Here is a 25163-nt window from a genome sequence, read left to right on the forward strand (position 1 = left end):
CTGCGGTATGGAGGGGGACAGGGTCATTGAGTATCGGGTTGCTACTGGGCCTGGCGGTGCTGGGCGCCCTCCTGGCCGCGCCGGTTTCGCATCTGACGGGCCGCTTCTGCGGCTGGGCGCTGGGCCTCCTGCCCGCCACCCTCTTCGCCGGCTTCCTCTCCATGGCCGGCACGGTGGCGGGCGGCGAGGTGATCGGCGCGCGGCTGCCCTGGGCGCCCTCGCTCGGCATTGACCTCGACTTCCGCCTCGACGGCTTCTCCCTCCTCTTCGCCCTGCTGATCACCGGGATCGGCGCGCTGGTCGTGGTCTATTCGGGCGCCTACATGGCGGAGAAGCAGCCCACCACCCGCGCCCGCTTCCTGACCCTGATCCTGCTGTTCATGACCGCGATGCTGGGCGCGGTGCTCTCGGACAACCTGATCAGCCTCTTCGTCTTCTGGGAGCTGACCAGCCTGCTCTCCTTCCTGCTGATCGGCTTCGAGAGCCACAGCCCGACGGCGCGGCGCTCGGCCATTCAGTCGCTGCTGGTGACGGCGGGCGGCGGGCTGGCGCTGCTGGCCGGCATCCTGCTGATCGGCGCCACGCTCGGCAGCTTCTCCCTGTCCGAGGCCGCCGCCCGTTCGGACGAGATCCTGGCCAGCCCCTGGCGCACCTGGATCATCCTCTTCGTGCTGCTCGGCGCCTTCACCAAGTCGGCGCAGTATCCCTTCTACTTCTGGCTGCCCAACGCCATGCAGGCGCCGACCCCGGCCTCGGCCTACCTGCATTCGGCGACCATGGTGAAGCTCGGCATCTACCTGCTGGCCCGCTTCGAGCTGGTGCTCGGCGATGCCGCGCTGTACCGCGAGGCGCTGGTCGCGGTCGGCTCCGTCACCATGCTGGTCGCCGCCATCCAGGCCCTGCGCGCCACCGGCTTCAAGGCGGTGCTGGCCTATTCCACCGTCGCCTCGCTCGGCATCCTGGTGATGCTGACCGGCCTGGACGGCGAGGCCACGGTGGTCGCCACCGTCGGCTTCATCCTGGCGCATGCCTTCTACAAGGCGGCCCTCTTCTTCTGCGCCGGCACGGTGATCCACGCCACCGGCGAGGCGACGCTGCGCAAGCTCGGCGGCGTCGCCCGCTTCCTGCCGCTCACCGCCGCCGCCGCCGTCCTGGCCAGCCTGTCCATGGCCGGCCTGCCCCCCTTCATGGGCTTCATCTCGAAGGAGGTGCTGTTCGAGGCGCAGCTCGCCAGCTCCTGGGACGCGGCGCCGGTCGTCGTTGCCGTGCTGGTCAACGCGGTGATGGTGGGCATCGCCGGGGTGGTCTCGCTGCGGCCCTTCTTCCTCAACCGCCACCGCACCACGGCGGTGAAGCATGGCGAGACGCCGGGCCTGCTCTTCGGCCCGCTGGTGCTGGCCCTGGCCGGCCTGGTCTTCAGCCTCTGGCCGGAGGGGGTGAGCCAGTATGTCATCGCCCCCGCCGCCTCGGCCATCCGCGGCGAGCCGGTCGAGGTCAGCTTCAAGCTGTGGCACGGGCTGACGCCGATGCTGGCGCTGAGCGGGCTGGTGATCGTCGTCGGCGGCCTGATCCTGATGCTGTGGCAGCCGATCCATGCCGGGCTGCGCGGGCTGAAGCGGCTCGACCGCTTCTCGGGCGACCACGGCTACGAATGGGGCATGCGCCGCCTCGACGAGCTGGCCGAGGCCACCGCCCGGACCCTGCAGCACGGCGATCTGAGGCGCTACCTGGCCACGATCTTCGCCACCGTGCTGCTCCTGGCCGGCCTCGGCCTGGCGATGAGCGGCGGGCTGGCGCTCACCTCCCAGGACCGGCTGCGCCCGGAGGTGCTGGGCCTGCTGATCATCGGCCTGGCCGGCGGGCTGACCGCCGCGCGGGCGGATTCGCTGCTCACCGGCCTGGTCGCCGTCGGTCTGGTCGGGCTCTGCATCGCTCTGATCTTCCTGCTCAACGGCGCGCCGGACCTGGCGCTGACGCAGTTCTCGGTCGAGGCCCTGCTGGTCGTCCTGCTGACCGCCACCCTGCTGCGCCTGCCGCTGGAGCCCGGCATCGCGCGCAGCGAGGCGGAGCGGCGGCGCGACGGCCTGCTGGCCGCCGGCTTCGGGCTCCTGGTCTTCCTGGCGCTGCAATCGGTGCTGTCGCAGCCGCTGGACACGCGCCTCTCCGACTACTTCGCCCAGGCCAGCTACCCGGAAGCCTTCGGGCGCAACGTGGTGAACGTCATCCTGGTCGATTTCCGCGCCATGGACACCTTCGGCGAGACCGCCGTGCTGGGCTTCGCCGCCATCACCGTCTGGGCCCTGCTGCGGCCGCCGGCGGGGCAGAAGGAGGATGGCGGCGGCCAGGGCTCCTCCGCCCTCGTGCTGCGCGCCATGGACCGGATCTTCTTCGTCATGCTGGGGGCCGCCTCGCTGTGGATCCTGCTGCGCGGCCACAACGAGCCGGGCGGCGGCTTCATCGGCGGGCTGGTCGCGGCGCTGGGCTTCGCCATCGTCGCCCTGGCCGAGGGCGTCGGCGCGGCGCGGCGCCTGCTGCGCCTGCATCCCCTCGGGCTCGCCGGCGCCGGCCTGCTCTTCGCCCTGCTGAGCGGCCTGCCCGGCCTCGCGCTGCACGGCGCCTTCCTGCAGCACCTGTGGTTCAGCCCGGTGATCCTCGGCGTGGAGGTGAAGTTCGGCACCACCCTGTTCTTCGATATCGGCGTCTATCTCGTTGTCCTCGGCAGCGTGCTCGCCTTCCTCTTCCGCCTCTACCGGGAGCCCGCCCGATGATCCTGCTGCTGAGCGCCGCCATCGCCCTGCTCGCGGCCTGCGGGGTGTTCCTGATGCTGTCGCGCAACCTGGTGCGGCTCGTGCTCGGGATTTCCCTGCTCTCGACCGCGGTCAACCTGCTGATCTTCGCCATGGGGCGGATCGGCACCACGGTGCCGCCGCTCATCCCGCCCGGGGCGCAGAGCCTGGCGCCGGCCGCCGCCAACCCCCTGCCGCAGGCCCTGGTGCTGACCGCCATCGTCATCGGCTTCGCGCTGGTCGCCTTCCTGGCGGCGCTGGTGCTGCGCCTCTACGGCCGCTTCGGCACCCTCGACAGCCGCGAGATCGACGCGGCCGAGCGGCTGGGCGACCCCTTCCTCGAGCCGCCGAGACCCGAGGCCCCGAAACCAGAGTCCCCAAGGCCGGCGCCCGGAACGCCGCCGGCGGAGGCCGCGCGGCATGCGTGACGCCGCCCTGACCCTGGCCCCTGTCGCCCTGCCGCTCGGCGGCGCGGCGCTGGCCGCCCTGCTCGGCGCGCGCCCGGCGGCGCAGCGCGGCGTGACGGCGGTGGCGCTGCTCGCACTGCTGCTCGGCGCCGCCGCCCTGCTCGCCCGCGTGCTGTCGGCGGGCCCCATCGTCACCGCCTTCGGCGGCTGGCCCGCGCCCTTCGGCGTAGTGTTCAGCGCCGATCCGCTGGGCGCCGCGCTGGTGCTGGTCAGCGCCTTCGTCGCCTGCGCCGCCCTCCTCTTCGGCCGCGCCGCGCTGCGCCGCAGCCAGGAGAAGGCCGGCTTCCACCCCCTCTTCCTCGGCATGATGGCGGGGGTGAACGGCGCCTTCCTCACCGGCGACATCTTCAACCTCTATGTCTGGTTCGAGGTGATGCTGGTGACGGCGATGGGGCTGCTGCTGCTCGATCGCAGCCGCGCGCAGCTCGACGGCACGCTGCGCTACGCGGCGATGAACATCCTCGGCACCATCCTGTTCCTGACCGCCGTGGCGCTGCTCTACGGCCTGACCGGCACGCTGAACCTGGCGGAACTGGCGGTGCTGCTGCCGCAGATGCCGCCCTCGGCCGGGCTGACCGTGGCGGCCTTCCTCCTGCTCGCCGGCTTCGGCATCAAGGCGGGCTTCTTCCCGTTGTTCTTCTGGCTGCCTGCCTCCTACCACACCGCCCCGATCGTCGTGGCCGCGGCCTTCGCCGGACTGCTGACCAAGGTCGGCGTCTATGCCTGCCTGCGGATCCTGCCGATGGTCCTGCCGGCGGTGCCGGGGCTGCGCGAGGTGATGCTGGGCATGGCGGCGGCGACCATGCTGGCCGGCGTGCTCTGCGCCTTCGCGCAATGGGACATCCGCCGCCTGCTGGGCTTCAGCATCGTCAGCGGCGTCGGGCAGATGCTGATGGGGCTGGCGCTGGCCACGCCCAAGGGCCTGACCGGCGCGGTGTTCTACATGCTGCACCACATCGTCGTCATGGCCGCGCTGTTCCTGCTGGCCGGCGCGATCCGCCGCGCCTGCGGCAGCTACGACCTGCGGCGGTGCGGCGGGCTGATGCGGCGGCGGCCGGCGCTGGCGGCGCTGTTCGCCGTCGCCGCCCTGTCGCTCGCCGGCATGCCGCCCTTCTCCGGCTTCTGGGCCAAGCTGCTGGTGATCGATGCCAGCCTGCGCGCCGGGCACCTCTGGCTGGCGGGCATGGCGCTGCTGGTCGGGCTGCTGACGCTCTACTGCATGGCGACGGTCTGGATCGAGGCCTTCTGGAAGGACGCGCCCCCGCGGCGGCCCGAGGGCCCACCGGCGCGACCGCGCGCCGTGCCGGCGCCGATGCTCTGGTCGATCGGCCTGCTGGCCGCCCTGACGCTGGCCATGGGGCTGCTGGTGGAGCCGGTCTCCCGCTTCTCGGCGCTGGCGGCGGCGCCCCTGTTGCCGGCGGCGGGAGGCGCGCCATGAGAATTCCCGCCCTGCCCCGGCAGGTGCTGGCGGCGCTGGTGCTGCTGGGCATCTTCCTGATCGACCTGGTCGTCTCCTCGTTCGCCGTGGCGCGGATCGTCCTGGCGAGGCAGCCACGCACCCATCCGGCCATCGTCATCGTGCCGGTGGAACTGCGCCACGCCTGGGCGACGGTGATCTTCGCCAGCTTCCTCTCGCTGACGCCGGGCTCCACCTGCCTGCATGTCAGCGAGGATCGCCGCCGGCTCTATGTCCATCTGCTCGATGCCGAGGATCCGGCCCGGGCGGTGGCGCGCTTCAAGCGGCTCTATGAACGCTGGATCCGGAGGCTGGAACCATGACCACGCTGCTGATCCTGGTGCTGCTGGTGCCGCTGGCGCTGGCCGCCTACCGCATGCTGCACGGGCCGGGCTACGCCGACCGCTTCGTGGCGCTCGACATGCTGACGGCCGTGGCGATCGGCTTCGCGGCGCTGACGGCGACAATGACGGGGCACTCGGCCTATCTCGACGTGGCGCTGGGCCTGTCGCTGATCAACTTCATCGCCACCTGCGCCTTCGCCGCCTTCCTGGAGCGCAAGGGGGGCGGGAGATGAGCCTGACGCAGGGCCTCGCATGGCTCGCCCAGGGCTTGGGCGTGCTGTTCCTCTGCATCGCCGCGCTGGGCGTGGTGCGGCTGGCCGACCCGTTCCAGCGGATGCATTCGGCGACCAAGGCCGGCACGCTCGGCGCCAGCCTGGTGCTGCTGGGCAGCATGCTGATCGATGGCAGCTGGGACGGTATCGTGACGGGGGCGGGCACGATCCTGCTGATGCTGCTGACCCTGCCGGTGGCGACGCAGCTGCTGGGCCGCGCCGCCTATATGTCGGGCGCGACGCTGCGCGGGCTGCACGGAGAGGACCCGCTGTCGGGCATCCTGTCCCGGCAGGAGGCGCCCCTGGAGGAGCGCAGCAGCCGGGAGGAGTAGCGCCTCCGCCCGGCCCGGCACGGCCCGGCACGGCCCGGATCAGTCGGGGCGGCCGACGATACGCAGCAGCGGCGCCGTTTCGCCCGCCTCCCCCTCATCCTCCTCGCCGGCGGCTTCCTCGTCCGTCCCGGCCTCGCCGAAGCTCAGCAGCCGCTCGGCGGCATCGACCTCCATCAGGGCTTCCATGACGGTCCGGCGGCATTCGGCCGCGGGCTCGTTCAGGGCGTCCATGAGCAGCTCCTGGGCAACCTGGATACGGATGCGGGCGGCAGCGCGGGTGGTGGGGGGCGTGAACATGGGGAAGCGCTCTTAATTGTTCGATAAGTGAAGTAACGACGAATTCTTGCACCGCCTCCACCCACAACCCCGCCAGCTTTGTCACATATTGTCAGTTCGTCTCAATTAAAATACAGTGCCCCCGCCAAAGCCCCCGGTCCGCCTCGGCGACTGCCGAGAAAGATTCCAGACTTACCCGGGCGGGGCCGGAAAGTCGGCCGGGTATCCCCCGGCGTGCGGCAACCCGGCAGGGAGAAAGGCGGCACCCTCATACCAAAAAATATTATTCATCTCGTAAAATGGATGTATGGTTGCCTTACCCATCGCAGATCCTCACGCCGCGAGACCAGCATGTCACAGAATTTCCCCCAGAACTTTCCGGGCCGCGCAAGACCTCGCCAGAGCCGTCGGGTCTCGGACAAGATCTTCCAGGCCTTCCATCAGGCCTGCGATCAAGGTGAGATCGAGGTCGCCAAAGTCCTCCTCTATTCCCTTGAAGTCATCGCCAGCCAGAATGTCTTGCCGTCCGACCAGAGGCGCAACAAACCCGACCTCATGGCCGCGCATCGCAAGATCTGGCAATTGGAGCAGGAGGCGCAGCTGATCCGGTCGCTGCTCAATCCATCCCCGGAGCCGGGGTGGGGCCGGACGACGAAGCCCTGAACGCGGGGCCGCCAAGGGCGCAGCCTGCGGTTGCAGCCCGCGCCGCCCGGCTCATGGCAGCAGGGGTGGCGGCCGGCCCTGCGGTGCCTCGCGCACCAGGCACCAGCGGAGCTCGTCCGGCGCCGGGCCGCAGCCCGGCCACCAGCTCTGCCGGCAGGAGAGGTTGGCCGGCGTCATCCAGCGCGGGGCGGCCTGACATTGCCGCCACCAGTCCGGGCTGGCCGAGGCGGCGTTGAAGGACAGCGTCTCCAGCCAGAGATAGCCCAGCCGCTCGAAGAGCGGCAGCGTGTCCGTGACCCAGGCCCATTTGGCGGGCAGCGCCGGCCGCGCCACGGCGATCGCGCCGCGCCCGACCGCGCGCCTGTAGCCTTTCAGGAAATGCGATTCCAGCCGCACGCCGAATCGCCCCCCGCCATAGCCGATCAGCGCCTCCGCCACGGTCAGGTCGCAGGCATCGGGCAGGATCAGCGCCGTGGGAAAGGCCAGCAGCGTGCCGGGAAAGGTGCCGGCGCGGGCGAAGAGGTCGATCTCGAAGAAGTAGCCGACCACGCGCATCCGCCGCATGGTCGCGGCGACATGACCGGGGACGGCGTCCGGCGACAGGCCGGCCCAGGCCCGGCCCAGGGTGCTCCAGACCTCGGAGACCGTCGCGTAGTCATCCTCCGTCGCGGCCCAGTGGCGCTCCAGCGCGGCGCTGAAGCCGCGCGCCTCGCCCGCCTTCGCGTCCCGCACCACACGCTCCAGCGTCTCCTGCGCCCCCACCCCGCCCCAGGAGACGACATGCACGAGATGGTGCGGCCCGCCTCCGGCATCGAGATAGGCCTGCAGCAGGAAGCCGAGCCCCTGGGCCGTCAGCCCGCCCTGGCTCTGCCCCGTCAGCACCACCTCGCCACCGCCGCGCGCATAGTCCGCTGCGTCGCGCACCAGCCGCAGCGCCGCGTTCGACGAGAACTGCGCCCGGCCGAAGGTCAGACCCGAGGCCCAGCCGCGGAAGTCGCGATGCTCGAAGACATGCGTGCCGGCGACGGCGTAGATCCGGTGCGGTGCCAGGCCCGACTCCGGCCTGGCCTCCAGGACGGCGGCCGCGAATCCCGTATAGGCATCGGTATGGAGGGCGGCGAGGCGGTAGTCCGGCAGGTCGCGCAGCAGGGGCGTGGTGTCGAGCGAAAGGCCGCCCGCGCCGGAGGCCTCCGGCTGGCGGATATCGTAGGCGAGGTCGGCGGCCTTCACCGTGGCCTCATCCACCTGTGACAGCGGGCTGAGGCGCGAGCGCGGGTCTCGCAGGGCGCGTTCGGCGGTCTGGCCGGGCAGGTAGAGGGTGGCGGGATTTCCCTCCGGCGCCCGCAGGTCCCGCACCTGCCCCAGATGCAGCTCCAGCCGCAATTGCCGGTCGGCGCGGTCGATCCTGGCGCGGATGTCGTGCCGCGCCAGGATCTCGCTCGCGAAGGGCACCAGGTCGGTGAAGGACAGGCGCAGATCCCGCGCCGCGCCGGGGGGCGGGGTGACGGTCGGGCCGCAGCGGGCCAGTTGCTCGGCGGTCGATGCCGGAGGCTCCACCGGCTCCGCCCGGCCGCCCGCCGGCGCCAGCAGGGCCAGCAGGGCCAGCAGCGGCAGGAGGGCCCATGCCGGGAGGCGGCACCACGGCCAGCAGCGCCGGCGTGGCCCCGGCGGCTTCCGCCCTCGATCCAACCCGCCGCTCAGCACGCCGCCATCCACCGCTCCGGCCCCTGGTGGCGGGGCAATGCCACCGCCATCGCGGCCGGTCCAGGCCGCCCTGGCGGGACGGCGGCGCGGCGCGGGGGGCTGCCTCAGCCGGCCAGTTCGCCCGGCCCGACCGTCTCGGCCCCCTCGCCGTCAGGCCGGGCGAGCCGCCGCCGCCGGGCCTCCAGCGCCGGCCGGCGCGGATCGGCCGGCGGCAGCGTGGCGAGCAGGCTCTCCAGCGCGCGCCGCTCCAGCACCGGCGCGCCCTGCTCCGCCGCCAGCGCGACCGCCGCCCGCAGGCTGTCCAGTGCCGCCTCCACCCCGGCCCCCAAGGCCAGCAGGGCGAGCCCATGCAGGCGGTGCAGCTCGGCCGCCAGGAAGCGCACACCGTTCCGCTCCACCTCGGCCAGCCCCGCGGCGGCGGTAGCGGCGGCGTCCTCGACTTGGCCGAGCCGCAGCTGCGCATCCGCCAGCAGCATCAGGCCATAGGAGCGGACCATGTCGCCGCCGATCGCCGCGAAGTCGCGCAGCCCCTGCCGCAGCCGCCGCAGGCCGGCCTTGCCCGCCTCCGGTGCCGCCGCGTCGGTGGCGCGGGCCACCTGCGCCCAGCCGGCCAGGGTCTCGCCCCAGGCCGCCCAGTAGGGAAAGCCCTGGCCATGGGCCAGGGCGATGACCGTCTCGGCCTGCCGCAGGGTCTCCGCCGGCTGCCCCAGGCTCTGCCGCAGGGAGGCGGAGAAGCTCAGCGCGAAGGCCCGGCTGTGGGGATGGCGCAGCCGCCCGCCAAGCTCGAGCGCCTGGGCATCCAGCGCCAGCGCCTCGGCGGCACGGCCGCGGAACCACCGGGTCCAGCCCAGGGCGCAGAGCGTGAGGGTGCCCGGATCGGAGCCGAATTCGAAGCGCTGCGCCGCGTCGCGCTGCGGCCGGTACAGCGCCCAGGCCGCCTCCAGCTCGGCCTCGGCCACGGCGAAGTCGCCCTGGTAGAGCGCCACCAGCCCCGCCAGCCGCCGCGCCTGCACCACCAGCCCGGGCTCGTCGAGCCGGTTCGCCAGCTCCAGCATGCGCCGGCCCAGCGGCTGCGCCACGGCGAGCTGGCCGCGCACGATATAGAAGGTCTGCAGGCCATAGAGCGCGCGATAGGCGGCGGGCGTGCCGGCGATGTCCTGGCTCAGCGCCAGGGCGGCGTCGAAGGCCTGCTGCACCTCGGGCGCGCCGTTGCCCCGCGTGATCAGATACTGGGTGCCCAGGGCGATGTGCAGCCGCAGCGCCGTCTCGGCGGCGGGGCCGCGCGGCGGCTCGCCCAGCAGATCCAGCGCATGGCGGAAATGCGCCACCGCCTCGGTGCTGGCCGAGCGCTCGGCGGCGGCGCGGCCGGCGCGCTCCCAGGCCGCCACCGCCTCGGCCCGGAGCCCCGCCAGGCCCAGATGGTTGGCCAGGATCTCCGGCCGCCCGGCCACCTCGGCCGCGAACTCGCCGCGCAGCGCATCGGCGATGCGCCGGTGGATGACGCGCCGGTGGCCGTGCAGCAGCGATTCATAGGCGGCCTCCTGGATCAGCGCGTGGCGGAAGCTGTAGACGGCACCATTCGGGCCGTGGCCGAGATGATCCAGGAAGCGCTCCTCGGCCAGCCGCCGCAGCGCCGCCGCGATCTCCGCCGCCGGGCGCTGCGCCACCGCCTGCGCCAGGCCCAGGCTGAAGCTGCGGCCGAGCGCGGCGCAGAGCTGGGCCACCGGCTTGTCCGCCGCCATGCGGTCGAGCCGCGCCATCAGCGAGCCCTGCAGGGTCTTGGGCATGCTCAGCGGCTGCAACGGGCCCGCCAGCTCGTAATGCCCCGCCCGCTCGCGCAGCTGGCCGGATTCCAGCACCGTGCTGGTCAGTTCCTCGACAAAGAGGGGAATGCCCTCGGTGCGCCGCACGATCTCCCACTGCACCGCCACCGGCAGGCGCTTGCCGCCCGCCACCGCCGTGACCAGCGCCTCGGTCTCGGCCGCCGGCAGGGGATGCAGCTCGACCCTGGCGATGCCGGGATGGTCCAGCAGGGGATCGGCGAATTCGGGCCGGGTCGTCATCGCCACCAGCACCGGGGCATCCTGCGGCGCCGCCTCCAGCCGCGACAGCACGCCCTCCAGCAGGCTCAGCGTCGAATCATCCGCCCAGTGCAGGTCCTCGACCAGCAGCAGCAGGCCGCGCGGCGCGGCGCGGGCCAGCAGGCATTCCGCCACCGCCGCCAGGCCCCGCTCGCGCCGCAGCCGGGGGGAGGCCGCCTCTCCGGCCGCCACCGGCAGGGCCTGCGGCGCCAGGATGCCGGTCAGCCCGTCCAGCAGCGCCTGCCGGCCGGCGTCATCGAGCCCCTCGGGCACGGCGGCGGCGATCCCGTCACGGACCATCTCCGGCGTGGCGCCCTCCGGCAGGCCGAGCAGGACGGCCAGCGGGCGGGCCAGGGGTTGCAGGGCGCTGGTGCGATGCTCCGGCAGGCACTGGCAGGTGAGCACCAGGGGCGCGTCGTCGGACAGGCCGTCGCGGAACTCGCGCAGGAGCCGGGACTTGCCGACGCCGGCCTCGCCATGCAGCAGCACGGCCCCGCCCCGCCCCTGCCGCGCCGCCCTCCAGAGGCGGCCCATCATCTCCAGCTCGCGCCGGCGGCCGCAGAAGGGGGCCAGCACGGGCCGCGCCTCCAGGCGGCTGGAGGCGCCGCTCCGCCCGAGCACCGCATAGGCCTCGACCGGCAGCGGCAGGCCGCGCAGGGGGAAGGCGCCGAGCGGCTCGCCGATGAAGAAGCCGCTCGCCGCGCGCCAGGTGGCGCCGCTCGCCACCAGCTGGCCCGGCGCGGCCGCCTGATGCAGCCGGCCGGCCACGTTGGTGGCCGCCCCGATTACCGCCATGGCCTCGCGCGCCGGCCCGTCGCCGAGGTCGCCGGCCATCACCTGATCGGTATGGGCGGCGAGGCGGACGGCCAGGGCGGGCGCGCCATCCCGGCTCAGCCGCTCGCTCAGCGCCCGCACCGCTCGCAGCACGCCAAGCCCCGCCTCCAGCGCGCAAACCGCGTCATCCTCATGCGCGAGCGGAAAGCCGAAGCAGGCCAACACGCCGTCGCCGGCGTATTGCAGGATGCGGCCGCCGCGGCTGCCGACCTCGCTGGCGCAGGCCTGGCGATAGGCGAGGATGACCGCGCCATAGGCCTCCGCGTCGAGGCGGCTCGACAGGCCCACCGAATCGACGATGTCGCAGAACAGCAGCGTGACCAGACGCAGCTCGGCCTGCGGCGCGGCGGCCGCGGCGTCGGGCGCCTGGGCCAGGGGCTGGCCGCACTGGCCGCAGAAGCGCGCGCCGGGACCGGCCGGGCTGCCGCAGGCCAGGCAATGGAGCGAGAGCGGCCGGCCGCAGCGGGAGCAGGCTCGCCCCTCGGCAGGGTTCCACCCACCGCAGGCCGCGCATGCGACGTTCTGTGGCATCCGCAGTTCCATTCCGGCGCAGCTGTCTGTGCGCCCCGTCACAGTACCGGCGGCCCGGTCGGCTGACAATGTCGTTGCGGAGGCGTCCGGGACAACGCAAGATTCGGTCACCGGGCCGCCTTTCGCCACCCTGAGGCCGTGAGGGAGACCGTCCTTGTCACCGCAGATGCCCAGCCAGGAGATGCCCAGCCAGGAGCGGCAGACCGAATGTCACTGCCAGCGGGTCGAGACCGGCCTGCTGGATACCGATGGCTGCGAGAGGCTGGACCCGCGCCTGGGCAATCTGGCGCTCCGCGTTCAGTGCGAGATGCGCACGAGCCCGGTGGCGCGGGTGTTCATCCGCGCCTCCCGCCTGCCCTTCCACACCGGCCCCGAAGGCCTCTCCCCCGCCATCCCGGGGCTGGAACCCGGTTTCGTCACCGATGCGGAGGGCCGCATCCTCGCCGCCGGGATGCGGCCCGAGGCGCCGCCCGGGCCGGGCCCCTACCTGTTCACCGCCCGCGTCTGGATCGATCCGCGCCAGCCGCCCCCGCCCGGCGGGCCGATCGCCCTGCCGGCGCTGCTGCGGCAGGAGGGCATCCTCTGGGTTGGCGCCGCGCCGCGGCTGCGGCCGCAGCTCGACTGGTCGATGCCGGAGATCGGCGCCACGCCACGCCCCGCCGGCGCGGCCACGGCCGCGGCCGCGCCACCACGCGGCGGCCGCGGCGTGGTGATCGGCGTCGCCGATTACGGCTGCGATATCGCCCACGCCAATTTTCGCCACGCCGATGGCCGCACCCGGCTGCTGGCCCTGTGGGACCAGAACCCGGCCGGGGCGCCGGCCGAAGGCCTGCCGCAGGGCCGCGAGCACGCGGCCGCCGCGATCGACGCCGCCCTCGACCACGCCGCCTCCGGGGGCGGCTGCCCCTATGACCGGCTCGGCTACGACCCGCACGCCAACTACTACACCGAGGCCGCCACGGTGGCCCCGGGCCAGGGCGCGCACGGGACGCATGTGCTGGACGTGGCGGCGGGGAACGGGCGCGGCACCGGCCTGCCGGGCCTGGCGCCGGAGGCGGAGCTGGTCTTCGTCCAGTTGCCGCGCTTCGACTGGAACAATGCCGCCGACCTGGCGCAGGGCGCCTGGGTCTACGAGGCCGCCGCCTATATCTTCCACAAGGCCGGCGACCGCCCGGCGGTGGTCAATCTCAGCCTCACCACCAACACCGGCCCGCATGACGGCAGCAATCTCGTCGAGCAGGCGCTGGAGGCGCTGCTGCGCCGCCCGGGCCGCGCCATCGTGGTCTGCGCCGGCAATGCCCGGACCAGCGGCATCCATGCCGGCGGCACGGTGCCGCCCGGGGAGGCCCGGCCGCTGCGCTGGCTGCTGCCGCCGGGCGACCATCTGGCCAACCGCCTGCTGCTCTGCCACGCGGCGGATGCGCCGCTCTCCGTCTCCCTGCTCGATCCGGCCGGCCGCGAGATTCCCCTGCCGCCGCCCGGCCAGGGCCGGCACGGCGCCTTCGCCCTGCGGCGCGGCGACGGCGCGCTGCTCGGCACGGTGGGGCTCGGGCAGGATGACGGCGGCGCCGCGGGCGGGCGGCCGCCGCTCCGCCAGATCCGCATCACCCTGCCCCCCTCCGGGGCGCCGGAGACCCAGAGCTGGACGCTGCTGCTGCGGGCGGGGGAACGGCCAGGGGAACGGCCAGAGGAACGGCCAGAGGAACGGCCGGTGCGCTTCGATGCCTGGATCGAGCGCGACGACCCCTCGCAGTCCCGTTTCGACCCGGCCGACGCCGACCGCGCCATGACGCTGGGCTCGCTGGCCTGCGGCGAGAGCGCCATCGTCGTCGGCGCCTACAACGCCCTGGCGCAGCGCCGGCGCCCGGCGGCGCAGTTCAGCGCCGAGGGCCCGACCCGCGACGGGCGCCAGAAGCCGGACCTGATCGCCCCCGGCGTCGGCATCTACGCCGCGCGCTCCAAGGGCCGCTGCACCCCCGGCTGGGGCGGCGGCCTCTCGCCCGAGGCCGGCATGGTGCTGAGCGGCACCAGCCAGGCGGCGCCGCATGTCGCGGGCGCCGTCGCGCTGATGCTGGAGCGGGCGCGCGAGGCCGGCGGACCGCTGCCCGACGCGGCGCGGCTGCGCGACACCCTTCGCCGCACCGGCCGGCGCGACAGCCTGACCCCGGTCGAGGCCTGGGACGCGCATGCCGGCTGCGGCCGGCTCGACCTGCGCGCCGCGCTGGCGGCTCTCGGGGAGGCGTCATGAGCACGCCGCCCACCCTTCCGCTCCGCAACCCGGTGCTGGAGCGCCCGCTGAAGGTGACGCTGAGCTTCACCGCCAGCTGCAACCTCGACTGCCGCCATTGCTACGCCGATTGCAGCCGCGTCCCGCGCGCGGAGGAGATGCCGGCCACCGACTGGATGCGGCTGATCGACCGGCTGGAGGAGGATGGCGTCATCGGCCTCTACATCGAGGGCGGCGAGCCGCTGCATCGCGCCGATTTCCTCGACGTGCTGCGCCACGCCGCCGGACGCTTCCATGTCCAGCTCCGCAGCAACGCCACGCTGGTCACGCCGGAGATGGCGCGCATCCTGCACGAGGACTGCCGGATCGCCACCCTGCTGGTCGATCTGCACGGCCCGGACGCCGCGGTGCACGACCACGCCACGCGCGCGCCCGGCAGCTTCGAGCGCACCCTCGGCGGCATTCGGGCCGCCCGCGCGGCGGGCATCGAGACGCAGATGCTGGTCATCATGACGCGGCTCAACGTCGATCACCTGCAGGGCTGCGTCGATCTCGCGGCGCGGCTCGGGCTCGAGACCATCGGCATCCTGCGGCCCTATCCGATCGGCCGCATGCGCCGCGCCTGGGACGAGGCCTCGCTGCCGCTCGAGGTGATGATGCGCGCGCTCGGCGCGCTGCGCCTGCCGCCGGGGATGCGGCTGATGCAGTCCTGGCACCCGCGCGACGGCAATTGCTGCTGGCAGACGGCGGCGGTCGATCCGCGCGGCCACTCCATCGGCTGCGCCTATCTGCGCGAGTATGTCGATCTGGGCGATCTGCGCGAGGTCGCCTTCCTCGACACGTGGAACGCGCCGCTGCACCGACTGCTGCGCTCGGGCGAGGTGGAGGCCAGTTGCGGCGACTGCGCGGCGAGCCAGGGCTCGCATGGCGGGTGCCGCGCCACCGCCTATGCCTTCCATGGCCGCTGGACGGCGCCCGACCCTTTCGACCTGCCGCTCAACCAGGGAGTGGACCTGCGGGTCCTGCCGGAGCATGCGCTACATCCTCGCCCCCAATCTGCGCCTCCGTCCGGTTCCTGAGCTGGACAGCTGCGTGGTGCTCGCGCCCGGAGAGGGTGGCGGGCCGCGCCTGCTGCGGCTGAACGCCCATGCCTGGCTGCTGCTGGAGCTCTGCCGGGCGGGGATGATGGCGACGGCGCTGCGGGAGGCCTATCGCGAGGCGGTGGTGCCGCCGCTCGACGCGGCGGCGGCGGCGGAGTCGCTGGACCAGGGGCTGGCGCTGCTGCTGCGCCAGGGCCTGCTGCTGGAGAAGAACCCGGAGGAGGCGATGCCATGAAGGCCGAGAACGATCTGGAGCGCCTGAAGGCGCGGATGCGGGCGGGCGCCGCGCTGGCGGCGCCGGAGGTGCGCGAGATCCGGCCCGAGATCCGGTCCGCCGGTCTCTGGCACATCACCGACACGGCGGCCGCCGGCGGGCCGGCCGGGCCGGCCGGACAGGATATCGCGAAGGGGATCGAGGAGGGCTTCCTCCTCGGCATGATGGTCCGCGAGGTGCGGTTCCGCGTGGCGCCCGAGAAGGCCGACGCCTTCCATGCCTGGCTGCGCCGCCACGAGCCGGACCTGCGGACGCTCGCGGCGCGCGAGGGCGTGCTCTACCGCGGCACCTATGGCGCCTTCGGCCGGCTGGGCAGCTATGTCACGCTCTGGGGCTATTCCTCCTTCGAGGCCATCCAGAAGTTCTCCATCGCCGTGGCGCGCCTCGACACGCCACTCGGCGAGCGGCTGCGGGAGATGCAGGACTACGTCGATCTGCGCGATCCGGCCCATTACGAGGAGCAGCTGCTCCTGCCCGCCGCCGCCGGCCGCAGCCTCTCCCCCGCCGGCGATCCCGCGCCGGCGCCAGGGAAGCGCGCGCCGCGCCGCACCGGGCGCGGCTGAGCCGGGGCCGTGCCTGGCGCGGCCGGCCCTCCCGGCCTTCCGCCCGGCCCCACCGGTGGCCCCAGCGGCCCGGCGGCGCTGGCGGCGCTGCGGCGCATCCCCTTCCTGGAGGGCGCGCCGGAGGAGGCCCTGGCGCGGATGGTGCCCAGCACGCGCTGGCACCAGCTCCAGGCCGGCGCGGTCGTGGTCGATTCCGGGGATGCCAGCGACGACGTCTATTTCGTGCTGGAGGGCTCGGTGCGCGTGGTGGTGCGCACCGCCTTCGGGCATGAGGCCATCCTGAACGACCTCGGCCCCGGCGATTTCTTCGGCGAGCTGGCGGCGATCGATGGCGTCCGCCGCTCGGCCAATGTCACCGCCCTGCTGCGCACCCGGCTCTGCGCCGTGCGCGGCGCCGCGCTGATGGAGCTGGTGCTGCAATGCCCGGCCGTCGGGCGGCGGCTGCTGCGGCTGCTGACGGCGCGGCTGCGCGACAAGGACGAGCGGCTGCTGGAGGCTACCGCCCTGCCGGTGCGGCAGCGGCTGTCGGCGGAGCTGCTCCGCCTCTCCCGCCCCCGCGGCGGCGGCGAGAAGGTGTTGAGCCCGCCGCCACCGCAGCATGTCCTGGCCGCCCGCATCGGGCTGCGCCGCGAGACGGTCTCGCGCGAGCTGGCGCGGATGTCGCGCGCCGGGCTGCTGACGGTCGGGCGGCAGGCCATCGTGCTGCACCACCCCGAGGCCCTGCGGCGCGAGATCGAGGCCCTGCTGCGCGGCGCCGAGGCCCCCGATCCGCGCCGGGAGAAGCCCTGAGCGGGTCCGTCCCGCCCTCCGGGCGCGCGGAGGGGCACGGCGCAGGCCTCAGCCGGTGGAGCGCCCGCCCCGCATGTAGCGGCGCTCCGGCCGGTAGAACCACCAATGGTGCAGGAGCCGCGCCATCCGCGGCGCCGTGGCGAGCAGGGCGGAGAGCAGCGTGCGGGATCGCGGCATGACGGGCTGGCAGGACATCCTCGCCTCCGGGTCCGGGCGTGAGGGCCGTCACGGGATGCGGCGGCCGGCGCTCAGAATGCCCTTGAGGCGGGGAATGCGGCTGTGCGCGCGCTCACAGAAGGCGCGGCGTCGATGAGGCCGGGATCGAGGGTGGCCGCCGGCGGTGCCATACGGGCGGGAGCCCTGCTGGGGACAGGATTCGAACCTGCGACGTGGTTACCCAACCGGATTACAAATCCGGTGCATTCAACCGCTCTGCCACCCCAGCGAAGGGGCCGGGTTCTTAACAGCAAGAGGGAAGCCGGCACAATGGCGGCCCTCCCGGCTCCCCCGGGAGGCACCCTTCAGCCCAGCGGGCGCCCGATGCTCTGGATCGCCTCGAAGCCCTCGAACTGCGGCGGGCCGAGATAGAGCGGCTTGCTGCCGCCTGCCCCCGCATGCGCGCGGCGGAAGGCATCCGAGCGCGTCCAGGCCTCGAACGCGGCCTTGTCGTGCCAGATGGTGTGCGAGGCATAGAGCACGTGGTCCTCGCGCACCGGGCCGCGCAGCAGGTGGAAGGAGACGAAGCCCGGCACCTCGTGCAGGTGCGATTCCCGCTGCGTCCACATCGTCTCGAAATCGGCCTCCGCTCCCGGCGCGACCTTGAAGCGGTTCATGGCGATGAACATCGACGTTGTCCTTCCTGCTGCCCTGGCGCTGTCCTTCCGGCGAAGATGGGGTGCCGCCGGCCGATCAGAAGAGCGCCGCGAAGGGCAGCACCGCCAGCCGCTCGCCCGGGGCGACCTCGGTGGCCGCCTCGGGGATCTCGGCGAAGGCGTGGCTGCGGGTCAGCGAGGTCAGCAGGCCGGAGCCCTCGCGCGGGAAGGCATGGGCCAGGGGAGGCAGCAGGCCCTCGCGCCGCTCCAGCGCGACGCGCAGATACTCCCGCCGCCCGGCCTTCTTGCGGTGGTGGAAGCCGGCCTCGGCCAGGAAGCGCGGCGGCGGCTCCTGCGCGGCGCCGCAGAGCCGCAGGGCCAGCGGCCGCGCCAGGTTCAGGAAGGCGACGAAGGCGGCCACCGGATTGCCCGGCAGTCCCAGCACCGGCACGCCCGCGACCACCCCCATGGCCGCCGGCCGGCCCGGCTTCACCGCCAGACGCCAGAATACCAGCCGCCCCTCAGCGGCGATGGCGGCGCGGACATGATCCTCCTCCCCGGCGCTGACGCCGCCGGAGGTCAGCAGCATGTCATGCCCCTCCGCCGCCGCCCGCAGGGCCCGCCGTGTCGCCGCCCGGTCGTCGGGCAGGATGCCGAGATCGACCGGCTCGACCGGCAGCCCGGCGAGCAGGGCCAGCAGGGCGAAGCGGTTGCTGTCATAGGTCTGCGCCGGCCCGAGCGGCGCGCCGGGCGGCACCAGCTCGTCGCCGGTGCTGAAGACGCCGATGCGCGGCCGCGGCCGGACGGGAAGCTCCGGCAGGCCCAGCGCCGCCGCCAGGGCGATGGCCGCGGGCCCGAGCCGGGTGCCGTCCGCAAGCGCCAGCGCGCCACCCGCCACATCCTCCCCCGCCGCGCGGCAATGGGCGCCGGCGGCGAGGCCGCGGGACGCGCCGGGCGGCAGCAGCAGGGCATCGCCCTCCAGCCGCGCATCCTCCTGCATCAGCACCGTGTCGGCGCCGGCCGGCATCGGCGCGCCGGTCAGGATGCGCCGCGCCCCGCCGGGCGGCAGCGGCGCCCCCGCCGGCTGGCCGGCGGCGGTGCGCCCGTCCAGCGCCAGACGGGTGCCACCGATGGCGGCCAGGTCGGCATGGCGGAAGGCGTAGCCGTCCACGGCGCTGTTGCGGAACGGCGGCAGCGGGCGCGGGGCGTGGAGATCGCCGGCCAGCACCCGCCCCTGCGCCGCCAGGAGCGGCACCCGCTCCGAGCCGCCCGGTGCCGGCACCCGGGCGAGGATCATCGCCGCCGCGGCCTCCGGGGCCAGGAGCCTGTCGTCGGCGGCGAAGCAGTCGTCCGTCAGCCCGGCCATGGCGCCGCGTAGCGCAGGACCAGGGCGGCGGCGCCCGCGATATCGTCGAGCGCGGCATGCGGCAGGCTGCCCGGCGGCGGCGCATCGGCGGCCACGGCACGGATGGCCGGGTCCTCGGGATGCAGCCAGGGCTTGCCGTTGGCGGCCCGGAACACCTCGATCTTGGGATGCCGCTCGCGCTTGAAGCCCTCGATCAGCACCAGATCGACCGGGTCGAGCCGGGCGAGGAGCGCGGCCAGGGGCGGCTCGGGGGCGCCGCGCAGCTCGGTCAGCAGCGCCCAGCGCCGCGCCGAGGCGACCAGCACCTGATGCGCCCCGGCCTGGCGGTGGCTGTGGCTGTCCTTGCCCGGCTGGTCCAGGTCGAACTCGTGATGCGCGTGCTTAAGGGTGGAGACGCGGAGCCCCTGCCCGGTCAGGTGCGGGATCAGGCGGGTCAGCAGGGTGGTCTTGCCGGCGCCGCTCCAGCCGGCCAGTCCGATCAGGCGCATACCGCCGGCTTATCGCAGGATGCGCGCCGCGCAAAGCGGCGGCTCGGCGGCGGCGGGGCGCTTCATGCCGGACGTCGCGCCTCGTCCCCGAGTTCCACCGGCTCCGGCTGCGCGGGGGCGGGCTGCGGCTCGGGCGGCGGCTGCCGCGCGGCGGAGATCCGCTCCAGGCGCGCCGCCAGCTCCGGCGCCTCCATCAGCAGGCGATGGAAGCTCCCCGCATCCAGCTCCAGCAGGTGGCAGAAGCTGGTGGCCCGGGCGCGGCCGCGCCGGCGCGAGGGGCGCAGCAGCTCCGCCTCGCCCAGCACGTCGCCATGGCTGAGCGCAAGGGAGAGGCCCTCCATCTGCAGCTCGACCTCGCCGCGGCTGATGAAGAAGACCGAGCCGGCGCGCTGGCGGCGGCGGTAGATCCATTCCCCCGGCACGGCGAAGCGGATGGTCACGCTCATCGCCAGGTCGTGCAGCAGCGCGTCCTGCAGCCCGGCGAAGAGGGGGAATTCCTCGATCCGCTTGTCGAGCCCGGCCTGGATGTTGAACTGCAGCGGCCGCGCCACCTGCCGCCGCAGCAGCTCGAGCCCGCGCACCAGCTCGTCGTACAGTTCCTCGCCGACCAGCGATTCGTGGCGGAGCTGGCTGTATTCCTCCGCCTCCAGCCGCAGTCCGACCTGGCGCAGGATGCGGGTCTCCAGCGCCTCGGCATAGCCGGGATACTGGATGCGCAGCGTCTCCATCGCATCCTCCAGCAGATCCTCGCGCCGGCCGACGATGTCGGAGACCACCTCGGTGACGCGGTGGCCCAGCACCGGCTCCATGCGGCGGCGCATGAAGCGGGTCATGGAGCGGGAGACGAGATGCGTCAGCAGCAGCATCTCGAAACGCTCGGCCATGCAGTGCATCAGCGGCGTGTCGATGCGGAAGCGTCGGTGCAGCGCCTGCGCCAGATGGAAGCGCAGGCTCGGCTGCAGCCGCTTGCGCGCCGCCTGGAGGTAGCCGAAGCGGCCCTCGCTGCGGGCGCCGTCGATCATGCTCTCGGCGTTCCAGAGCAGGTTCTCCATGACGCGGCGCGACAGGCCCTGGTCCTGGAACATCTCCGCCAGCAGCGAGCGCTCCTGGCTGGCGAAGGTGATCAGGCCGAGGATGACGCGGTCGCGGTCGCCGATCGCGGTGTCGAAGGTGTTGGCGGCGGTTTCGACCTTCACGCGGCGGTCGTAGAGATCGACCACATGCGCCGTCGCCGGGGCCGAGAAGCCGAGCTCCACGGCGGTGCCGCGCAGCTTGTCGCGCACCTCGCCAAGCCCGATGGCGACGACCTGGTTGCGCAGCGCCTGATCGGCCGGGGAGAGGCGGTCCAGCTTCAGCGCATGCACCAGGAAGCGCAGCGTGGTGCCGTTCACCAGCAGGGTGGACAGCACGTAGCCGGTGGCCAGGATGGCGACGAACTGCTGCACCTCGCGCGGGACGGCGCGGTTCTCGGTGACGGAGAGGGCGAGCGCCAGGGTGATGGCGCCGCGCAGCCCGCCCCAGAGCATGGTGACCTTGAAGGGGTTGGGCACGCGTTGCGCCAGCCGGCCCCATTCCAGCAGGGGCAGGGCGCCGAACAGCACGGCGGCGCGCGCCGCCATGGCCGAGGCGATGACCACGCCGATCAGCACCAGGTCCCATTGCTGCATGCCGAGCATCAGGCGCGGCACCAGCATCGAGGCCATCACGAAGACCAGCGAGCTGGCCCAGAAGGCGAGCTGGCCCCAGACATCCTGCAGGTACTGCCAGCTCTGCGGCCGCACCGTGGAAGGGCCGACGGCGCTGACCGTGAGGCCCGCCGCCGCCGCGGCGACCACGCCGGAGAAGTCGAGGTACTCGTCGCAGAGCAGGTAGGCGATGTAGGGCAGCGCCAGGGTGAGCGTGACCTCGGCGGTGCGGTTGTTGCCGAGGAAAGGCAGCGCCGCGAGCATGGCCCGCGCCAGCACGAAGCCCACCGCCAGCCCGCCGGCGAAGGAGGAGACGAAGGTCAGCGTCGCCGCCGCGAAGGACATCGGGTGCTGGCCGGTGAGCTGCGACAGCAGGATGGTGAAGATCGAGATGGCGGCGGCGTCGTTCAGCAGGCTCTCGCCCTCGACCAGCCGCGTCAGCCGGCTGTTGGCGCCGATCTCGTGAAAGATGCCGACCACGGCCGAGGGGTCGGTGGTGGCGACAATGGCGCCGAGCATCAGGCAGGCGGTGAGCGGGACGCCGGCCAGCGGCGCCAGGGCGTAGCCGATGGCCGCCGTGGTCACCACCACCGCCACCACCGCCATCACCAGCACCGGCGCCCAGTCCCGCGCCAGGCGGCGGACGTCGATCGACAGGGCGCCATGGAACACCAGGAGCGGCAGGAAGATGTAGAGGAAGACCTCGGCGCTCACCGGGAAGCGGGCCACGGCCAGCGCCGCCTCGTCGAGCGGAGCGGTGACGGTCGGGCTGTTCAGCACCAGCGTCGCCCCGCCCCCCAGCAGCACGCCCACCACCGCCAGCAGCACCGTGCTGGACAGCATCAGCCGGTTCGCCAGCGGCTGGATGGCGCTGACCACGATCAGCAGCATGGCGATGGCCAGCAGGGTATGGGGCAGGTCGTTCAGCATCGGTCCACTCGTCTTGCCCGCCGCGCGCCCCCGAAGGGTCGGCGCCACGTCCGGCGGACCGGCATGGTGGCGGGTTGTGGCGGGTATAAGGCGCCGCGGTGCCGCCGTCCGGCACGTTTTGTGTCGCGATGCAATATGACATCCTGCCGCGCCGGGGCGGATGACCGCGCCGGCCGGACCCGGGGCCGGACCCAGGGAGCGGGTCAAGGAGCGGATCATGGGAACACAGGCGCTGCGCGGCGCGGCGATCAGCTTCGAGGCCGATCCGTTCCTGGCCGCCCCCGGTACCGCCCCGGGTACCGCCCCCGGTACCGCCCCCGGTACCGCCCCTGGGACCGCGCTGCGGCACTGGACGGATGCGCTCATCGTCCTCGAAGCGGGCCGCATCCGCTCGGTGGGCGAATGGTCGGCCGCGGCGGCGGCGGCGCTGGCGGCGGAGGGCGTGCCCGTCACCCACCACCGCGACGCGCTGATCTGCCCGGGCTTCATCGACGCCCATGTGCATTACCCGCAACTGCCGATGATCGGCGCGCATGGCGAGCAGCTGCTCGGCTGGCTGGAGCGCCACACCTTCCCGACCGAGGCCGCCTTCGCCGATCCGGCGCATGCCGCGCGGGTGGCAGAGGCCTTCCTCGACGCGCTGCTGGCCGCCGGAACCACCACGGCGGCGGTCTACTGCACGGTGCATCCGCAATCGGTCGAGGCCTTCTTCGCCGCCTCGGAGCGGCGCGGCACCCGCATGATCGCCGGCAAGGTGCTGATGGACCGCAACGCGCCGGAGGCGCTGCGCGACACGGCGGAGGGCGGCGTGGCGGATTCGGCGGCGCTGCTCGCCCGCTGGCACGGGCGGGGGCGCCAGCTCTATGCCGTGACGCCGCGCTTCGCGCCGACCTCGAGCCCGGCGCAGCTCGCCGCGGCCGGGCGGCTCTGGCAGGCGCATCCGGGCACCTACATGCAGACGCATATCGCCGAGAGCCCGGCCGAGGTCGCCTGGGTGCGCGAGCTCTTCCCCGAGGCCGCCAACTATCTCGACGTCTATCGCCAGGCCGGGCTGACCGGCCCGCGCGCCATCTTCGGCCACGGAATCCATCTCTCCGAGGCCGAGTTCTGCCATTGCCACCGCAGCGGCACGGCCCTGGCCCATTGCCCGACCTCCAACACCTTCCTCGGCAGCGGGCTGTTCCGGGCCTTCGAGGCCAGGCGTCCGGCGCGGCCGGTGCGGCTCGGCCTCGGCACCGACATCGGCGCCGGCACCAGCCCGTGCCAGCTGCGCAGCATGGGCGAGGCCTACAAGGTCGCCCGCCTCGGCGGCCATGACCTCACCGCCCTGCAGGCCTTCTACCTGGCGACGCGCGGCGGCGCCGAGGCACTGTACCTGGAGGACCGGATCGGCAGCCTGGCGCCGGGGATGGAGGCCGATCTCGTCGTGCTCGACCTCAAGGCCACGCCGCTGCTGGACTTCCGCCTCGGCTTCTGCGACGGAATCGAGGAGGTGCTCTTCGTGCTGATGACGCTGGGCGACGAGCGGCTGGTGCGCGCCACCTACGTGTCCGGGACCCTCGTATCCGGGACCCTGGCCGCCGGCGGGGCCGGCTGAGCCGCGACATTTTCCACGCCGCCGCCGCAACCGTCACGTGGCCCGGATGTTGTTCCGCCGTCGGCTGGGCCTTGGCCGCGCCAGCCCCACCCCAACGGCGGAGACCCGGCACATGGGCATCATCTGGACCATCATCATCGGCTTCCTGGCCGGTATCGTCGCGAAATTCCTGATGCCGGGCCGCGATCCCGGCGGCTTCATCATCACCACCCTGCTCGGCATCATCGGCGCCGTGGTCGCCACCTATCTGGGGCAGGCGGTCGGCTGGTACCGGGCGGGGGAAGGGGCAGGATTCATCGGCGCGGTGGTCGGCGCCGTCATCCTGCTGGCGATCTACCGGGCCGTGGCGGGCCGTCGCGCCGTCTGACGGCGCTCGCCGCCCGCTGGCGGATTGCGGAAGGCTCCGGGAGGACTGTCCCGGAGCCTTTTTCCTGTCCGCCCCGCGGCGGCGCAGCGCGTTTCGAGGGGAGAAGCGCTCGCAGCCACGTGATGGAACCTTTCCGCGCCGGCCCTTTTGGACAAGGCGCGGGCCGCCGGAACGGCCGGCCATGCCAGGACCCGCGCAGGACCGAACAGCCGGCAAGGAACTCCGCCCATGCCCCGACCGCATCACCGGACCGCTGCCTTCCTGGCGGGACTCCTGTTGCTGATGCCGGCCCTGGCCACGGCGCAGCAGGCCGGCGGGGTGGGCCGCACCTACGATCCGGAGCAGGAGGCCCAGGCCGCGCCGGTGCCGACCACCTGGTGGGACATCCTGCCGCGCGAGGCGGCCGCGGCCGCGATCGCCGCCGACCGCGACTATGTCGAGGGCATGCGGCCGCATCACGCCGGCGCCCTGACCCTGGCGCGGGACTATCTCGCCGATCCCGACGCCGCCAGCCCGGTGCTGAAGCACCTGGCGCAGGCCATCATCACCAACCAGGGCTTCGAGATCCTGCTGCTCGACACGGTGGCAGAGCAGCTGCGGCATCCGCCCACCGACCTCTTCGCCGGGCTCGTGATCCGTCCCGTCGGCGTCGAGGGGCTGGGCCCCTACAACCACCATATGCACGCGCCCGCGCCCGGCCCCTTGGCGGCGCTGAACGGCGGGGCGCCGATCTCGGCCCGGGACGTGCGCTTCGCCAAGGAGATGTCCGTCCATCACCAGGCCGCCGTGCGGATGGCACGGGCGTACAATGACCAGCCCGAGGCGCGGAACGACTTCCTGCGCCTGCTGAACGTCAACATCCTGCGCGACCAGACGCAGGAGATCGCCGTGATGCGAGGTGTCATCGACGCCTATCCGGGCGATGCCTCGGCCATCACGATCGACCCCGACGGGATCCCCGGAATGCAACACATGCAGCGGCATGCCAGCCATGGCTGAGGCCGCGGGCGTCTTGTCAGAAAACCGCCATTCTCCCTGTTGACGAGATGCGACGCCCCCCATAAAAGCCCGTCCACGCCGTTCGGCGTTTCGCCTCCTTGCCCAGGTGGTGGAATTGGTAGACGCGCTGGCTTCAGGTGCCAGTGACCGCAAGGTCGTGAAGGTTCGAGTCCTTTCCTGGGCATATCTCCTCTCCGGCTCCTGGCCGGTTCCGGAAAGG

Annotated in this window: 23 protein-coding genes and 2 tRNA genes; 16 read left to right on the forward strand and 9 right to left on the reverse strand. The window is 73.4% G+C overall.

Annotation, left to right across the window (positions count from 1 at the left end; translation table 11 throughout):
- Positions 1–26 precede the first annotated feature (26 nt).
- From mbhE to mnhG, 6 genes are read left to right on the forward strand one after another with little or no spacing between them, the layout of a single operon-like run.
- Positions 27–2768 carry a hydrogen gas-evolving membrane-bound hydrogenase subunit E gene (mbhE, locus tag ACF3NH_RS04895; protein ID WP_422922051.1) on the forward strand — a complete coding sequence of 914 codons (2742 nt, stop codon included), beginning with the start codon at positions 27–29 and terminating at the stop codon, positions 2766–2768.
- Positions 2765–3214: a sodium:proton antiporter gene (locus ACF3NH_RS04900; protein ID WP_422922052.1), complete on the forward strand. Its 450-nt coding sequence runs from the start codon at positions 2765–2767 to the stop codon at positions 3212–3214. The genes mbhE and ACF3NH_RS04900 overlap by 4 nt, the downstream gene beginning before the upstream one ends.
- The gene (locus ACF3NH_RS04905) at positions 3207–4691 is read left to right on the forward strand and encodes a proton-conducting transporter transmembrane domain-containing protein (protein WP_422922053.1); all 1485 of its coding nucleotides are present in this window, start codon (positions 3207–3209) and stop codon (positions 4689–4691) included. Before ACF3NH_RS04900 ends, ACF3NH_RS04905 begins: the two co-directional genes overlap by 8 nt.
- A complete protein-coding gene (locus ACF3NH_RS04910) occupies positions 4688–5032 on the forward strand; it encodes a Na+/H+ antiporter subunit E (protein ID WP_422922054.1) in 345 nt (114 codons plus the stop codon). The genes ACF3NH_RS04905 and ACF3NH_RS04910 overlap by 4 nt, the downstream gene beginning before the upstream one ends.
- Positions 5029–5286: a monovalent cation/H+ antiporter complex subunit F gene (locus ACF3NH_RS04915; protein ID WP_422922056.1), complete on the forward strand. Its 258-nt coding sequence runs from the start codon at positions 5029–5031 to the stop codon at positions 5284–5286. The genes ACF3NH_RS04910 and ACF3NH_RS04915 overlap by 4 nt, the downstream gene beginning before the upstream one ends.
- Positions 5283–5657: a monovalent cation/H(+) antiporter subunit G gene (gene mnhG / locus ACF3NH_RS04920; protein ID WP_422922057.1), complete on the forward strand. Its 375-nt coding sequence runs from the start codon at positions 5283–5285 to the stop codon at positions 5655–5657. The genes ACF3NH_RS04915 and mnhG overlap by 4 nt, the downstream gene beginning before the upstream one ends.
- 39 nt (positions 5658–5696) lie before the next feature.
- On the opposite strand, the gene ACF3NH_RS04925 is transcribed toward mnhG, so the two are convergent.
- Positions 5697–5954 (reverse strand): hypothetical protein, encoded by a 258-nt coding sequence (locus ACF3NH_RS04925; RefSeq protein WP_198367573.1) that lies wholly within the window; start codon positions 5952–5954, stop codon positions 5697–5699.
- Positions 5955–6284: 330 nt separating this feature from the next.
- On the opposite strand from ACF3NH_RS04925, the gene ACF3NH_RS04930 reads away from it, so the two are divergent.
- Complete coding sequence (locus ACF3NH_RS04930; protein ID WP_198367574.1) at positions 6285–6596, forward strand: hypothetical protein; 312 nt, start codon at positions 6285–6287, stop codon at positions 6594–6596.
- 51 nt (positions 6597–6647) lie between these two features.
- Here ACF3NH_RS04930 and ACF3NH_RS04935 read toward each other — a convergent pair whose 3' ends face one another.
- Positions 6648–8285 carry a hypothetical protein gene (locus ACF3NH_RS04935; protein WP_422922058.1) on the reverse strand — a complete coding sequence of 546 codons (1638 nt, stop codon included), beginning with the start codon at positions 8283–8285 and terminating at the stop codon, positions 6648–6650.
- A gap of 119 nt (positions 8286–8404) precedes the next feature.
- The gene (locus ACF3NH_RS04940) at positions 8405–11746 is read right to left on the reverse strand and encodes an ATP-binding protein (RefSeq protein ID WP_422922059.1); all 3342 of its coding nucleotides are present in this window, start codon (positions 11744–11746) and stop codon (positions 8405–8407) included.
- 154 nt (positions 11747–11900) lie between these two features.
- On the opposite strand from ACF3NH_RS04940, the gene ACF3NH_RS04945 reads away from it, so the two are divergent.
- From ACF3NH_RS04945 to ACF3NH_RS04965, 5 genes are read left to right on the forward strand one after another with little or no spacing between them, the layout of a single operon-like run.
- On the forward strand, positions 11901–13994 hold the full coding sequence (locus ACF3NH_RS04945; RefSeq protein WP_422922060.1) for a S8 family serine peptidase: 2094 nt from the start codon (positions 11901–11903) through the stop codon (positions 13992–13994).
- Positions 13991–15052, forward strand: a complete 1062-nt coding sequence (locus ACF3NH_RS04950) for a radical SAM protein (RefSeq protein ID WP_422922061.1) — start codon at positions 13991–13993, stop codon at positions 15050–15052. The genes ACF3NH_RS04945 and ACF3NH_RS04950 overlap by 4 nt, the downstream gene beginning before the upstream one ends.
- Positions 15053–15068: 16 nt before the next feature.
- Positions 15069–15308, forward strand: coding sequence for a hypothetical protein (locus ACF3NH_RS04955; RefSeq protein ID WP_198367579.1), 240 nt, complete (start codon positions 15069–15071; stop codon positions 15306–15308).
- The gene (locus tag ACF3NH_RS04960; RefSeq protein WP_198367580.1) at positions 15305–15910 is read left to right on the forward strand and encodes a hypothetical protein; all 606 of its coding nucleotides are present in this window, start codon (positions 15305–15307) and stop codon (positions 15908–15910) included. Before ACF3NH_RS04955 ends, ACF3NH_RS04960 begins: the two co-directional genes overlap by 4 nt.
- A gap of 9 nt (positions 15911–15919) precedes the next feature.
- A complete protein-coding gene (locus ACF3NH_RS04965; RefSeq protein ID WP_370592059.1) occupies positions 15920–16699 on the forward strand; it encodes a Crp/Fnr family transcriptional regulator in 780 nt (259 codons plus the stop codon).
- Between the two features lie 48 nt (positions 16700–16747).
- Here the strand turns inward: ACF3NH_RS04965 and ACF3NH_RS04970 are convergent, their stop codons facing one another.
- The 6 genes from ACF3NH_RS04970 to ACF3NH_RS04995 all read right to left on the reverse strand — a co-directional run bounded on the left by ACF3NH_RS04970 (position 16748) and on the right by ACF3NH_RS04995 (position 21980).
- A complete protein-coding gene (locus ACF3NH_RS04970) occupies positions 16748–16894 on the reverse strand; it encodes a hypothetical protein (RefSeq protein ID WP_422922063.1) in 147 nt (48 codons plus the stop codon).
- A gap of 166 nt (positions 16895–17060) precedes the next feature.
- Positions 17061–17144, reverse strand: a tRNA-Thr gene (locus ACF3NH_RS04975).
- Positions 17145–17220: 76 nt separating this feature from the next.
- Positions 17221–17544, reverse strand: a complete 324-nt coding sequence (locus ACF3NH_RS04980) for an antibiotic biosynthesis monooxygenase family protein (protein ID WP_422922064.1) — start codon at positions 17542–17544, stop codon at positions 17221–17223.
- A gap of 64 nt (positions 17545–17608) precedes the next feature.
- Positions 17609–18877, reverse strand: coding sequence for a molybdopterin molybdotransferase MoeA (locus tag ACF3NH_RS04985; RefSeq protein ID WP_198367583.1), 1269 nt, complete (start codon positions 18875–18877; stop codon positions 17609–17611).
- The gene (gene mobB, locus ACF3NH_RS04990) at positions 18865–19365 is read right to left on the reverse strand and encodes a molybdopterin-guanine dinucleotide biosynthesis protein B (RefSeq protein ID WP_422922065.1); all 501 of its coding nucleotides are present in this window, start codon (positions 19363–19365) and stop codon (positions 18865–18867) included. Before mobB ends, ACF3NH_RS04985 begins: the two co-directional genes overlap by 13 nt.
- 62 nt (positions 19366–19427) lie before the next feature.
- Positions 19428–21980: a cation:proton antiporter gene (locus tag ACF3NH_RS04995; RefSeq protein ID WP_198367585.1), complete on the reverse strand. Its 2553-nt coding sequence runs from the start codon at positions 21978–21980 to the stop codon at positions 19428–19430.
- Positions 21981–22197: 217 nt separating this feature from the next.
- Between ACF3NH_RS04995 and guaD the strand changes: the two genes are divergently transcribed.
- From guaD to ACF3NH_RS05015, 4 genes are all read left to right on the forward strand, one after another.
- A complete protein-coding gene (guaD, locus tag ACF3NH_RS05000; RefSeq protein WP_422922067.1) occupies positions 22198–23577 on the forward strand; it encodes a guanine deaminase in 1380 nt (459 codons plus the stop codon).
- Between the two features lie 112 nt (positions 23578–23689).
- Positions 23690–23944 (forward strand): GlsB/YeaQ/YmgE family stress response membrane protein, encoded by a 255-nt coding sequence (locus ACF3NH_RS05005; RefSeq protein ID WP_198367587.1) that lies wholly within the window; start codon positions 23690–23692, stop codon positions 23942–23944.
- Between the two features lie 228 nt (positions 23945–24172).
- Positions 24173–24943, forward strand: a complete 771-nt coding sequence (locus tag ACF3NH_RS05010; RefSeq protein WP_422922068.1) for a DUF305 domain-containing protein — start codon at positions 24173–24175, stop codon at positions 24941–24943.
- Positions 24944–25043: 100 nt separating this feature from the next.
- Positions 25044–25127 (forward strand) — tRNA-Leu (locus ACF3NH_RS05015).
- Positions 25128–25163: the final 36 nt, after the last annotated feature.

It is taken from the genome of Pseudoroseomonas sp. WGS1072 (genome assembly GCF_049340465.1).
Lineage (GTDB): Bacteria > Pseudomonadota > Alphaproteobacteria > Acetobacterales > Acetobacteraceae > Pseudoroseomonas.